At 35.0% G+C, this 12,335-nt stretch carries 12 protein-coding genes and 1 riboswitch; of the genes, 9 read left to right on the forward strand and 3 right to left on the reverse strand.

Translation table 11 applies throughout. The features are described from left to right. Positions 1 to 32: 32 nt before the first annotated feature. Complete coding sequence (locus tag BN1082_RS13770) at positions 33 to 425, reverse strand: MerR family transcriptional regulator (protein WP_090635182.1); 393 nt, start codon at positions 423 to 425, stop codon at positions 33 to 35. Between the two features lie 222 nt (positions 426 to 647). Here BN1082_RS13770 and BN1082_RS13775 point away from each other — a divergent pair, with 222 nt between their 5' ends. Further along, entirely contained in the window at positions 648 to 2,087 is a 1,440-nt protein-coding gene (locus BN1082_RS13775) for an aldehyde dehydrogenase family protein (protein ID WP_090635183.1), read from the forward strand. Positions 2,088 to 2,154: 67 nt separating this feature from the next. Continuing rightward, a riboswitch (cyclic di-GMP riboswitch) is annotated at positions 2,155 to 2,241 on the forward strand. Between the two features lie 589 nt (positions 2,242 to 2,830). Here BN1082_RS13775 and BN1082_RS13780 read toward each other — a convergent pair. Next, positions 2,831 to 3,271, reverse strand: coding sequence for an Lrp/AsnC family transcriptional regulator (locus tag BN1082_RS13780; RefSeq protein ID WP_090635184.1), 441 nt, complete (start codon positions 3,269 to 3,271; stop codon positions 2,831 to 2,833). Positions 3,272 to 3,403: 132 nt separating this feature from the next. Here BN1082_RS13780 and BN1082_RS13785 point away from each other — a divergent pair, with 132 nt between their 5' ends. The 8 genes from BN1082_RS13785 (at position 3,404) to BN1082_RS13815 (ending at position 10,974) form a co-directional block, all read left to right on the forward strand. Next, entirely contained in the window at positions 3,404 to 3,817 is a 414-nt protein-coding gene (locus tag BN1082_RS13785; RefSeq protein ID WP_090635185.1) for a carboxymuconolactone decarboxylase family protein, read from the forward strand. A 266-nt stretch (positions 3,818 to 4,083) separates the two neighbouring features. Further along, positions 4,084 to 4,596, forward strand: coding sequence for a TetR/AcrR family transcriptional regulator (locus tag BN1082_RS13790; RefSeq protein ID WP_090635186.1), 513 nt, complete (start codon positions 4,084 to 4,086; stop codon positions 4,594 to 4,596). A 129-nt stretch (positions 4,597 to 4,725) separates the two neighbouring features. Continuing rightward, on the forward strand, positions 4,726 to 5,619 hold the full coding sequence (locus BN1082_RS13795) for a hypothetical protein (protein WP_090635187.1): 894 nt from the start codon (positions 4,726 to 4,728) through the stop codon (positions 5,617 to 5,619). A 21-nt stretch (positions 5,620 to 5,640) separates the two neighbouring features. Continuing rightward, complete coding sequence (locus tag BN1082_RS13800) at positions 5,641 to 6,084, forward strand: ABA4-like family protein (RefSeq protein ID WP_090635188.1); 444 nt, start codon at positions 5,641 to 5,643, stop codon at positions 6,082 to 6,084. A gap of 631 nt (positions 6,085 to 6,715) precedes the next feature. Continuing rightward, positions 6,716 to 7,348: a cadmium resistance transporter gene (locus BN1082_RS13805; protein WP_090635189.1), complete on the forward strand. Its 633-nt coding sequence runs from the start codon at positions 6,716 to 6,718 to the stop codon at positions 7,346 to 7,348. Between the two features lie 295 nt (positions 7,349 to 7,643). Further along, positions 7,644 to 7,805: a hypothetical protein gene (locus BN1082_RS27530; protein WP_176699795.1), complete on the forward strand. Its 162-nt coding sequence runs from the start codon at positions 7,644 to 7,646 to the stop codon at positions 7,803 to 7,805. Positions 7,806 to 7,948: 143 nt separating this feature from the next. Continuing rightward, positions 7,949 to 9,004 carry a Cfr family 23S rRNA (adenine(2503)-C(8))-methyltransferase gene (locus BN1082_RS13810; RefSeq protein WP_090636472.1) on the forward strand — a complete coding sequence of 352 codons (1,056 nt, stop codon included), beginning with the start codon at positions 7,949 to 7,951 and terminating at the stop codon, positions 9,002 to 9,004. Positions 9,005 to 9,495: 491 nt separating this feature from the next. Continuing rightward, positions 9,496 to 10,974 (forward strand): Lsa family ABC-F type ribosomal protection protein, encoded by a 1,479-nt coding sequence (locus BN1082_RS13815; RefSeq protein WP_090635190.1) that lies wholly within the window; start codon positions 9,496 to 9,498, stop codon positions 10,972 to 10,974. An 811-nt stretch (positions 10,975 to 11,785) separates the two neighbouring features. On the opposite strand, the gene BN1082_RS13825 is transcribed toward BN1082_RS13815, so the two are convergent. Further along, positions 11,786 to 12,208: a hypothetical protein gene (locus BN1082_RS13825; RefSeq protein ID WP_090635191.1), complete on the reverse strand. Its 423-nt coding sequence runs from the start codon at positions 12,206 to 12,208 to the stop codon at positions 11,786 to 11,788. Between the last annotated feature and the right edge of the window lie 127 nt (positions 12,209 to 12,335).

Below are 12,335 nucleotides of genomic sequence, written 5' to 3' on the forward strand. Positions count from 1 at the left end.
TGTATGTTTCTAGTGGCCATTAGCAATGCATTTTATACCTTATTTAATTTTTTCTTATAATTTGCCTTTTTGTGCTCAATAAGAGCCAGTTGTGCTTCAATCTCCTGTTTTTGGGCTAAAAGGATTGTTTCCTGATTTAAGACAATGGAGTATTTTTCTTTCAACTCTATTGTATCATCATTTGAGAGGCCAATATAATGACGAATCATGTCAATTCCCATTCCTGTGCTTCTCATACATTGGATCATTCTTAATCTCATGATTTGATCATCAGAGAACAGGCGGATATTATTCCGGTCCCGCGCTATATTTTGCAATAAGCCGATTTCCTCATAATAGCGGATTGTAGGTTTGGGCAGGTTCGTTATTTTTGATACTTCCTTGATGGGGTATTTCGGCTCAGTGCCATAAATAAATTCTTCCATAATTTTCTCCTATTTCACTTGATTCAAGTTACTTGAAGCGTTTGAAAATTATTATAGCATACGAGTCAAGAGTTTTTATTGTTGAACCGGCAGATTCCATAAAAAGTTCTTTTTCAATATTTTATATTTTTTATCAATATTTTTTATTGACTTCAAGTTACTTGAATAGAGTACAGTGATCCAGGAAGCATTAATTATAAATATCGCATAGGAGGTAAAGGAATGAACAGAAACGTTAAAATCAAACTTATTGACAAGGTATATATCAATGGAGAATTTGTAAAACCTGACGGGACAGAAAGGATGGACATTATCAACCCGTCAACAGAAGAAGTAATCGGACATGTGGTTTTGGGAAATGAGTCAGATGCCCGAAAGGCGATTGGAGCTGCGAAAGAAGCATTTAAGTCTTTCTCAAAAACTTCCATTGCGGAACGGGGACAAATGCTTGAAAGGATACATGATGCAATCTTATCAAGGGCTGCTGATTTAAACCAGGCGTGCATGGAGGAATATGGCGCTACAGCTAAGGCAGGAGATTTTAGAACCCGAATCTCAGCTGACAGCTTCCTTTTGGCAAAAGAAGCGATGGAAGCCTATGAATTTACAAAATGCATCGGGAAAGCCAAGGTTGTTCTTGAACCCGTGGGTGTCATCGCTGCGCTCACACCCTGGAACGCAAATAATTCCCAGATCGCTATAAAGGTTGCTACAGCCATATCAGCAGGCTGTACGATTGTTGTAAAGGCCAGTGAATTTTCCTCCATTCAGACTCAAATACTGGCCGAGTGCTTCCATGACGCCGGATTGCCTGCCGGGGTAGTCAATATTGTATACGGGCTAGGTACTACCGTCGGCGCCGAATTATCCCGCAATCCGGACATTGCAATGATTTCGTTTACGGGCTCTGTGAATACAGCAAAAGCCATACACCATAGTGCTGTTGACACAATGAAAAGAGTCGTTCTTGAATTGGGCGGCAAATCAGCAAATATTATTCTGGATGATGCAGACTTTACAAAAGCGATTCCTCGTGCCGTTACAAGTTGCTTTGGAAATCACGGACAGATGTGTATTGCTGGCAGCAGATTGCTGGTTCCGGAGCATCGGCTTGATGAAGTGAAAGAACTAATAAAACAGGCGGTTGCAAATACTAAGGTGGGCTATCCCTGGGAAGAAGATACATTTATTGGCCCCATGATGAATGAGAATCAATACAAAAGGGTTCAGCGGTATATCAAAATCGGTATGGAAGAAGGTGCGGATTTAGTCATAGGCGGTGAAGGACACCCAAAAGGTCTGGAAAAGGGGTATTTTGTAAAGCCGACCGTTTTTGCAAATGTAACCAGAGATATGACGATTGCGAAAGACGAAATATTTGGACCCGTCCTGTCAATTTTAACGTATAGAACAGAGGAAGAAGCGGTAGAAATTGCAAACGATACAGAATATGGATTAGGCGCATATATCAGTTCCTCTAATTTGGAAAAAGCCAGCATAATTGCCTCCCAGCTCATTGCCGGAACCGTGTACATTAATGATGTCATTCTTGAAATGAGGGCTCCTTATGGTGGGTTTAAGCAATCAGGAATCGGTAGAGAATGTGGCATATATGGTCTTGAAGAATATCTTGAACCCAAAACCATACTGATCTCTGATTGATATATTTCACCGATAGACTCCGAAAGCTGTTTGTCAGTATTGAAAAGGATAGGTCTAAGCTATCGTAAAAATTTCAGGGCAAATCCATCTAAAGGTGGAGACGCAAAGCCGTAGGGTCTAAGGCACTTTGTGCTATGATTGCCTGGCGGCCAAAAATCATAAAATATCATATAAAGAGGTATTATGATTTTTGACGGATGATTCATAGGTAGTCCACTGGTCTTTTGCTGTTTGCTATCGTGAAAGGATTCCGTATGACTACCTGTTTTTATTATATTAGGAGGGCGAAATAAAGACGGCAGAATACATGCCTTCAGCCCTCCTATAATTCTATATAACCAAAAGCCAGCATTTTGCCTTAATGGACAAAGTGCTGGCTTTTTCTTTTCGACAAAATCATGGAAAATCCGTCCTGAAATACCTATATGTATTGGGATAGGGAGGCGAACACCTGACCATAACGCTGCCAGAGGCATTCCAGTTAATAAACTGAGTTAAATAAGTTCAATTAAAATAAATAAAGTCAGCGTTTTTTGGAGCTAACAGGGTGTTTATCTTGAACAAGATTTAAACAATGATCTTCCACAATCGGGCGCGTTTATTTAGGAACGCGTCTTTATTATTTAAGGGCCATTTTGTGGAATAAGCAGGAGTCTGTTCAAGAATTTCAATCATTATTAATGCTTAGTTATTTCAACTATCTGTCAGGTAAATAAAGAGTAATGCCTTCAATTAAAAACGCTTCAATCCATATTAATTTTTAAATTCGTCGGAACTTGTGAAAAAATAAAATGTGTTACAGTATGTGCGATTGGATTTACTTCATCAATGAATTTTTCTGCTTTAGCGAAAGTTTCAAACTGCATTTTAAGCATATAGCACGCACTTCCTGCTATTCGATAACAGAATTCTACATTTGGAAGTTTCTCAATATAATTTTTAAAAGATTTATAGTCACCATTTTTAACTGTTGCTTCAATTATGCATTGGATTGGTAAACCTAATTTCTCATAATCAACTTCTAAAGTATATTTCTTTATAATTCCAAATGACTCCATTTGTCTTACCCGTTCAGTTACTGATGGGGAGGACAGATTCACCCTTCTCCCAAGCTCGCTCATTGATAAACGGCTGTTATTATGTAGTTCATCTAAAATATTTTTGTCAATATCGTCTATTTTCATTTTTATAGTTTTCCTCCTATAATCATTAATTTTAAAAAGAATTAATTTGAAAATTATTATAAATTTAATGTGATTTAGTTATTTTGTTTTTTATAATTAATTCATGATCAAATATAGCAAGGAGGAACTTACATGGCAAGAATTGTTGAATCTAATTTCGGGGAAACACCTTTTCAAAGACTATTGGGGCATAATAAAGGTGTAATGGAAGGATGGAATCAGTTAGGAAATGTGTTAGAAAAAGATGGACTACTAACATCTAAATTAAAGGAACAAGTAAGGAGAACATTAGCTCAAAGTAACGGATGTGAGTATTGTAGGGCCAAAGGAAAACCTGATCCAGGTAAGTTTGATGAAAAAACATCAATTGCAGTTGGATTTGCAGAAGTCTTTTTAAAACAAAAAGGTGACATAGATGATTCAACTTTTGATGTTTTGGGAGAATGTTTCACTGAAGAGGAAATAAGTGAATTATGTGCATTTATTTCTTTTACGACTGCTTCACAATATTTTGGTGCAATGATGAAATTAGAACCTGAAATATAACCAATAGACTTATTCAATAAAAGGGCGCTATCCTTGAAGAAGAAGGATAAGCGCTCATTTTCCATTTAAGGGCCATTTAGTTGAATAAATTAACCATTTACCAACCGCTTCAAGAAGTAGACACAGGACAGAAAATGAAATGATTGCTTTACTTAGCAATCTGTTTTTACAATATTGACATTGATTCAAAGTACAAATAACTCTTGAATTTTTTTCCATATCTTTTATAATTTATTTATCAATAAATAATTGAGGAGATGGAAGTATTGGCTGGCCACGAAGATCGCAAACAACAAATTATCGATAAAGCGGTAGGACTATTTGCAGAACTTGGATATTATAAAACAACTACAGCTATGGTGGCTAAAGAAGTAGGAGTTACACAACCGTATGTGTTTCACTTTTTTAAAAATAAAGAAGAACTTTTCAAGGCAGTTAATGACAGGGCAATGAATCGAATATATGAAACGTTCACCCAAGTTGAAGCACCTCCTGATCGATTGATGGAGACGATGGGGCACGCTTTTATTCAAATCATGGAAGTCCATAGAGATGAGATTCTCATGGTCATGCAAGCTCATGCCATTTCTGAACCAGAGATTCGTGATTATATGAAAAAGCAGTTTCAGATCATATATGAAACTATTGTCGTGAAGTTTAAATCGGCAGGAATTTTGAACCCAGAGGAAGCAGCTTCGCAATTTATTGGAACAGGACTCTTAATTACGGTCTCAGAAGTTTTAGATTTACCACAATTACTCTGTTTTAAATCAAAGTAACCATTCAAACTATAAAGACGAAATAAGGCAGAAGAAAAGCTGCCTCCTTTATTCTAATTTTATTTATTTATTAATAAATAAATTTTAATCTAGTTCCATTCAAAAATGAAAGAAAGGAATGATTGATTGATGAAAGCGAGTAAGGGAAAGGTTGATATTTCTGAATTGAAGCTATTTAGAGGAGAAAAGCTGCTCGTAATGATTAGTTTGCTCGGGTTTTTGCTTGCAATTGGGGTTGCTCTTTATATCGGAATATTTGGGAATGTGGTTTTACCAGAAGGAAAATTAGATCGTGCGTTTTCCTTTGACGCAGCAATTGCATTGTTTCTTTTGTCCATAGCAGCCATTTTACCAATATCGGGTCTAAGTTTACGCAAACGTGCTGCTGCTCGTTGGTTTTTTATTCCTGCAATTCTCTATGCTTATGCGATCGAAACAATTCAGCAATTTCGCGGGATAAATCCACGATTTTCAAAAACTGGTTCTAAAACAGCCGATATAATTGCTGGTGCTTTATTCGGGCTTGATTCGCTATTGATCATCATTGTAGTTGTGCTGATTGCTATCTCGTTCTATCGCAAAAGACAGGCGAATGAACGTCCCCTTGTAGTTCTGGGCATCCGGTATGCATTTCTATCCGTCATGTTTGCCTTTGCTTCTGGTTTATGGATGATTGTTCTGCAAAGTAGATATACAGGGGATTCAGGAAACCTAATTGTCCTCCATGGTCTTGGTTTTCATGCTTTGCAAGCATTACCGTTGTTAGGATGGTTATCCGAGAAGGCACGAATTGAAAATCAGTACGCACGACGGCACATCCATTTTGGGAGTTTAGCTTGGACTATATCTATCCTGTTGATTACTGTACAAACAGCCTTAGGACGTTCCGTTTTTGAATGGACTGCACTTCCAATCCTTTCAGGCGTTATGCTACTTATCTGGTTTGGAACAGTTGTTAAAATTGTATTTAATCTTATTTGGCCGAAGACGGTGAATCTCGATACATCATCGCACAGTGACTAATCAAAGGAGGGGATATTAAAGATGTATGAAAAGTTATTTTCTCTTGCAAGCTTAGTTATGCCATTTTGGCTTGTCTTAATAATCGTTCCGAAATGGCGAGTTACACGGTTTCTAGCGAATAATGCCGTTTTTCCTATCTATCTTGCCGCACTTTATGTTATTGGAATAATCATTACGATTGCAGGATCTGGCTTAGGATTCGTCCATAATTTTGGTTCTGTAGAAGGTGTCATTAAATTGTTGTCCCAACCGAACTTCGCTATACTTGTCTGGATTCATATACTTTGTTTCGATCAGACTATCGGCCATTATGTTTTTAAAGATAACATGGAACACCGATATTTACCCATACCGGTCCAATCAATTATCTTATTCCTTATCCTAATGTTCGGCCCTCTTGGATTTTTGTGTTATCTAATACTGCGAAAAATACTGAAAAAAGAGAAGAAGATTTTTCATGTCTAGACCAGTCGCGAAAGCCACACTATATATAAAGCCACATCTTGTCGTATCATAATTTTAGTTTACGAAAGTACAAAAAACCGACTTTCTTAAAGGAAGCCCTTTTATGTTCAATTTCATCCCTGTATATAAACCAAAGCACTCCTATTCGGAATCGTTAGCTTAGAATCAACCCTACTTTATTCTACAATCGGGCGCTATCATGGAACAACGATATGCGCTCATTTTCCTTTTTAGGGCCAGATTTTTGATTAACATTTTTAATTGTTTTGTGAAGATTTTGCAGAAATGTACTTAAGCTAACGGGGCAGGATAGTTTAATAACAAAAAAGGATGCCTCCAACATTTACGGGTTCCGTTTTGGTGGAGGAAATGCAATTTAATATCTAAATTTTTCTCCCTTCCCAAGTGATTTCACATCTAAAATTACGAAAAAATAGCTTACCTATTCGGTATCCTTAGATTGTCGAGAAAGTTATTAGGTAACATATTTATGGAGAAACATGAATAACTTTAATAATACGTGATTTAATAAAAAATCAGCGAAGTTGATTTTTACGCTTCATCATAAGGTTCCTTAGTTTTATTCCCTATCAACATGAAAATCACTCGATGTGGAAAGGAATGAAACGTGATGAAGGTTTTTTTTTCAGGTCTTTTTGCGTTCATTGCAACCAATGTTGATGACCTTTTTATATTGGTGACTTTATTTTCTCAAAAAAACGACACATTTAATAAAAAGCACATAGTTGTAGGTCAATATATCGGCTTCTCGATGTTAATATTGGTAAGTTTACTTGCATCTTTAGGATCTTTATTTATTCCGAAACAATGGATTGGTCTTTTAGGCTTTCTACCCCTGTACATGGCTTACAAACTTTGGAGAGAGCTTGGAACCGAGAAAAAACAGGAAATTGATCTGAATCTTGAAATACAAGATGGTTTGAAACCAACTTCCTTTTGGAATGCATTTATAAACCGAAACACTTATAAAGTTGCTACCATTACATTTGCAAACTGCTCGGATAACTTTGCAATCTACATACCTATTTTTGCAGTTGCTTCTCTTTGGGGAATCTTCTTTACGGTTTTCGAGTTTATGATATTAGTTGGATTATGGTGTTGTCTTGGATTCTTCATTAGCAAGCGTCCTGTTGTTGCAAAAACCGTTGAGAAATACGGTCATATTTTACTTCCATTTTTGCTAGTCTTCTTAGGAATTTATATCCTTATTAGTAGCGAAACCTTCAAATTATTGGGACTTTGAAATAGGCTTCTTCAGCGTACTCCAAATTTAGGAAATTCAAAACATTGGATTGATTAGGGGAAGCTAATCAATAGAAAAACGAGAGAACGGTCCTGTTAAGGACTAGTAATTTGTGAAGTATTCTACTTTATGTAACGGGTGCTAGAGTTCAAGAAGGATTGCTGCTACGATCCTCTTTTTTTGTTCGACTAACGTAGCAGGTTAGTCTTACAATAATTCTCGAATTACACTTTACATATACTCACTTATATGTTAGATTACTCAATAATAAATTTGACAAAGGGAGGTGCAAGCAATGTTAACTGTTTTTAGAATTCTGTTTGGTAAAAATGTAAAAATTGGAAATGGTTTAGCGGACAAAGGGAGTAGTCTGTCCTTTTTTATGCTATACAACCATACAAAAACAGTTATCGGAGCTTTGCCTCTATGGCAAATAAATTACAAGGCAATGACTTAGAGTCCTTATTTATTTGTGCATATTTTTTTGGCACCGATAATTCTATCGGTGCTTTTTTTGCGTTTATTTTTAACTTAAGGGATAGACAACTCCTTTCTATTTACTCCTATAAAACTAGTGAGTCTTATGGAAGGATGAGAAAGATGCAATTAATACAAAGCAATAAGTATAGAAGAATAAAAGAATTCTTAAGGGAACATAATTACCCTAATTTTAGAATGAAACAAATATTGAATGCCATTTTTAAAGAAAGAATAAATAAATTCAACGAAATTAATGTACTTCCAAAATCGTTAAGAGAAATTTTAGTTAAGGAATTTGGAGAGTCTATTTTAAATGTTGTTCCTTTAAAGGAACAACATTCTGAGCAAGTCACTAAAGTCTTATTTGAAATTTCAGGAAATGAAAAAATAGAAACGGTAAATATGAAATATAAAGCTGGGTGGGAATCATTTTGTATATCTTCTCAGTGCGGATGTAATTTTGGGTGTAAATTTTGTGCAACAGGTGACATTGGATTAAAAAGAAATTTGACCTCAGATGAAATAACTGACCAAATCCTCCATTTTTACTTACAAGGTCATTCAATTGATAGTATTTCTTTTATGGGGATGGGAGAAGCGTTAGCCAATGTACAAGTTTTTGATGCCTTAGATGTACTCACTGATCCTACGCTGTTTGGTTTAAGCCCTCGTAGGTTATCTATTTCAACTATTGGTATTATACCAAGTATAAAAAAAATGACTCTGACTTATCCGCAAGTCAATTTGACGTTTTCGTTACATTCTCCATTTAATGAACAACGAAGTAAGTTGATGCCGATTAATGATAGGTATCCATTATTAGATGTAATGGACACATTAGATGAACATATACGAATTACATCAAGAAAAGTATATATTGCTTATATTATGTTACCTGGTGTGAATGATTCTATTGAACATGCTAAAGAAGTAGTAAGTCTATTAAAAGGTCGATATAAAGAAGGACGTTTATATCATGTAAATTTAATCAGATATAACCCAACCGTCAGTTCTCCTTTAAGGTTCGGTGAAGTTGATGAAGGTTATGTTGTTAATTTTTACAAAAAATTAAAATCATCAGGTATTAATGTGACCATTAGAAGTCAATTTGGAATTGATATAGATGCTGCTTGTGGTCAATTGTATGGAAATTATCAAAAGAGCAACAAGCAGTAATTTGGGGTGAAGATGATGCTGATATTGTAATCCATAAAAAAAATTGTTAATATAAAAATACAATGATGAAAGGACTGATGGATGGACAATGATTAACTAACCTTTATTTTTATTTGAAATGAATAACTTCAAACTACAAAATATAGGGTTAGTCTATCCATTTTTATAAATCAGTTAACACTTTATTTGTCATGATTCTAATGGGCAAAAAAGAACTTATTTAATATAAGTGTAAGACTAATCCTTCCAGTTACAAATTGGGAGGATTTTTTATTCTCTCATAGATAGGATTAATTTTTTTTAATCTGTAACTTTAATCTAATAAATAAAGGAGAGAGAGAAATGAGCAATTCAGACACTATTGTTACGCATGTAATACTCCGTATAAGTCGTTAATATCCATCAAATTTATACGGAGAAATTTAGAATAGATGGATGTGCCGACTTTGTATAAAAAGTAAAAAGTGTTGATATACAAAGGAGGAATTATCATGTCAATGATACAAGTTCAAGACTTAACTTTTTCTTATCCAGGTAGCTTTGACAATATTTTTGAAGGTGTAAACTTTCAAATAGATACGGATTGGAAACTTGGATTTATTGGTAGAAATGGACGAGGTAAAACAACATTCTTTAATTTATTATTAGGTAATTATGAGTATAGTGGGAAAATCACTTCTTCAGTAGAATTTAATTATTTCCCTTACCCAGTTTCGGATAAGAACATGTTCACTCATGAAATCCTTGAAGAAATTTGTCCCCAAGCAGAAGATTGGGAATTTCTGCGTGAAATATCCTATTTAAATGTTGATGCCGAGGCCATGTATCGACCATTTAAAACATTATCAAATGGAGAACAAACAAAGGTGTTGCTTGCTGCACTTTTTTTGAATGAGGGTCAATTTCTATTAATTGATGAGCCAACCAATCATCTAGACACTGATGCACGAAAGATGGTCTCTGATTATCTAAGGAAGAAAAAAGGGTTTATTTTAATTTCACATGACAGAATCTTTATAGATGGATGTGTTGACCATATCTTATCTATAAATAGAGCAAATATTGAAGTTCAAAGTGGTAACTTTTCTTCTTGGAAGTTAAATTTTGATAGACAGCAGGAACACGAAGAGGCAACAAATCAGCGTATACAAAAAGACATAGGGAGATTAAAACAGTCTTCAAAGCGTTCAGCAGGTTGGTCTAATCAAGTGGAAGCTTCCAAAAATGGGACAACGAATTCGGGTTCTAAGTTGGATAAGGGTTTTGTAGGACATAAAGCGGCAAAGATGATGAAGAGAGCAAAGAACCTTGAATTAAGGCAACAAAATGCAATTGAGGAAAAGTCAAAACTGCTAAAAAATGTGGAAAAAACCGAGTCATTAAAGTTAGAACCATTGGAATTTCAGTCAAATGAATTGATTGTTTTGGCTGATGTGTCTGTTAAGTACGATGACCAAATAGTGAATAAGCCAATTAGCTTTATAGTTGAACAAGGTGACAGAATTGTACTTGATGGAAAGAATGGAAGCGGAAAAAGTAGCATCCTAAAATTAATTCTAGGAAATCCAATACAGCATACAGGCTCAATGAATTTAGGTTCAGGCCTCATCATTTCCTATGTCCAACAAGATACTTCTCATTTGAAGGGACTGTTATCGGACTTTATTGAAGAGCATGAGATTCATGAAACGTTATTTAAATCCATCCTACGTAAGATGGATTTTGACCGAATTCAATTTGAGAAAGATATATCTCATTATTCTGGTGGACAAAAGAAAAAGCTGCTTATAGCTAAAAGTTTATGTGAAAAAGCTCATTTATATATTTGGGATGAACCGTTAAATTTTATTGATATTTATTCGCGCATGCAGATTGAAGAGCTTATTCAAAGTTTTAATCCTACAATGGTTATTGTTGAGCATGATCAGGCATTTCAACAAACAGTTGCAACAAAAACTATATCTATGTAGTTAAATATGAAGAATTGAAGATATAATCAGTAAATCAGGTTATTAAATTATAGGGTGCTTTACTTTAATAATGAGTAAAGCCCTTTTCTTCTTCAACGAAATTGCTGGGTCATTATCCTGACGATTATCTAAATATCTTTTTAGCCAAATTTCACAACGTATATTAAAATAAACTTCCCTTTCTTTATCTCCTTTTCCACGGACAATTGCTGATCGGTTTGACCAATTAATGCTATTTTTCTCTTACGAAACAATTTCTCCAATACGGCAACTAGTGGAAAACATAAATTCAAATAAAGCTTTTTCCATAGGGGTGTAGCACACTTCACGTATATGTTCAATTTCTCTTTCCGTTAGAAACTTGTGTATACGCTTTCCTACTTTAGGTTCTTTAATCTTTGCTAAATATGTCCTTCTTCGTGTGACCAACGAAAAGGTGACTTTATATACCGTATACGATGAGCTAGGCTTGATGGCTTTAAATTTTCACTTGATTGTGACAAGTATTCTTTTAATTTTGTTGTGGTAATTGATTCAATAATCACATCGCCAAAATTTAGAGGAATTATTGATGTAATAATCGAAATTAAAACGGGATGGTTAATTCAACTATAGGACAGGTTAGCTCAATAAGTTGTGTGGTAAAATTAGGTATAAAGAGCAGCTGAAACAAGAGGGGATCTTTGTAGCTTTAAAATAAAGGTTGATCAAATGTACCTTGCAATCCTCATATTTATGCTAAATAAAAAAAATCCATTTTGAAAAAAGATGATCAAAATGGACTCTTTTTCAGTAGATTTAAGTTTGATTTTTATAAAAAAGTTTGATTATTTTCCACCTGTGTTTTTTCACCATTGCGCCTTTTTCTGGAAGACCCCCAAGAGGCATATCCTTTAGATAAGAAATAAGCAATAATTATTAGGATAGCCAAGCTACCGTCAATCAGTCCAATAAACCCAGCCCCTTCGGCATTGTCCTTCATCAGAACTAAGGCGGAGACTGCCATAGCAATCTTGTGGAATATTACCAGTTCCCATATTCCGGTATAACGAGTCGGTTTGAAGGCTAATAATGTAAAAATACCTGCAAAGGTAATAAATCCAAGCAATCTCCACAGTTCAACAATCTTTTGATTAGTTGAGGCTATGACAACATTTTCAAAACCGCTGATAAAAGCAACGATTGCACTCAAAGCACAAAACAACATGATCCATCGAGCAATTTTTACTGCCATTGAACCACTCCTTTTTAAATTACTCAACAGTTCCTTAATCCAATTTTCCACTTCAAGTATTCCTATTTACTATAAAAATCACCCCTTTAGATAATCATATCCAAAGGAGCAAAGCTTCGTAACTTTT

Source organism: Neobacillus massiliamazoniensis, assembly GCF_001048695.1.
Classification (GTDB): Bacteria; Bacillota; Bacilli; order Bacillales; family Cytobacillaceae; genus Neobacillus; species Neobacillus massiliamazoniensis.

What these genes read in the sequence shown, in the direction of transcription:
- BN1082_RS13800 (WP_090635188.1), top strand. Translation starts at nt 5,641, where the DNA reads ATGTATGAAAAGTTATTTTCTCTTGCAAGCTTAGTTATGCCATTTTGG.
- BN1082_RS13770 (WP_090635182.1), bottom strand. Translation starts at nt 425, where the DNA reads ATGGAAGAATTTATTTATGGCACTGAGCCGAAATACCCCATCAAGGAA.
- BN1082_RS13795 (WP_090635187.1), top strand. Translation starts at nt 4,726, where the DNA reads ATGAAAGCGAGTAAGGGAAAGGTTGATATTTCTGAATTGAAGCTATTT.
- BN1082_RS13810 (WP_090636472.1), top strand. Translation starts at nt 7,949, where the DNA reads ATGCAATTAATACAAAGCAATAAGTATAGAAGAATAAAAGAATTCTTA.
- BN1082_RS13825 (WP_090635191.1), bottom strand. Translation starts at nt 12,208, where the DNA reads ATGGCAGTAAAAATTGCTCGATGGATCATGTTGTTTTGTGCTTTGAGT.
- BN1082_RS13785 (WP_090635185.1), top strand. Translation starts at nt 3,404, where the DNA reads ATGGCAAGAATTGTTGAATCTAATTTCGGGGAAACACCTTTTCAAAGA.
- BN1082_RS13815 (WP_090635190.1), top strand. Translation starts at nt 9,496, where the DNA reads ATGTCAATGATACAAGTTCAAGACTTAACTTTTTCTTATCCAGGTAGC.
- BN1082_RS27530 (WP_176699795.1), top strand. Translation starts at nt 7,644, where the DNA reads ATGTTAACTGTTTTTAGAATTCTGTTTGGTAAAAATGTAAAAATTGGA.
- BN1082_RS13780 (WP_090635184.1), bottom strand. Translation starts at nt 3,271, where the DNA reads ATGAAAATAGACGATATTGACAAAAATATTTTAGATGAACTACATAAT.
- BN1082_RS13775 (WP_090635183.1), top strand. Translation starts at nt 648, where the DNA reads ATGAACAGAAACGTTAAAATCAAACTTATTGACAAGGTATATATCAAT.
- BN1082_RS13805 (WP_090635189.1), top strand. Translation starts at nt 6,716, where the DNA reads ATGAAGGTTTTTTTTTCAGGTCTTTTTGCGTTCATTGCAACCAATGTT.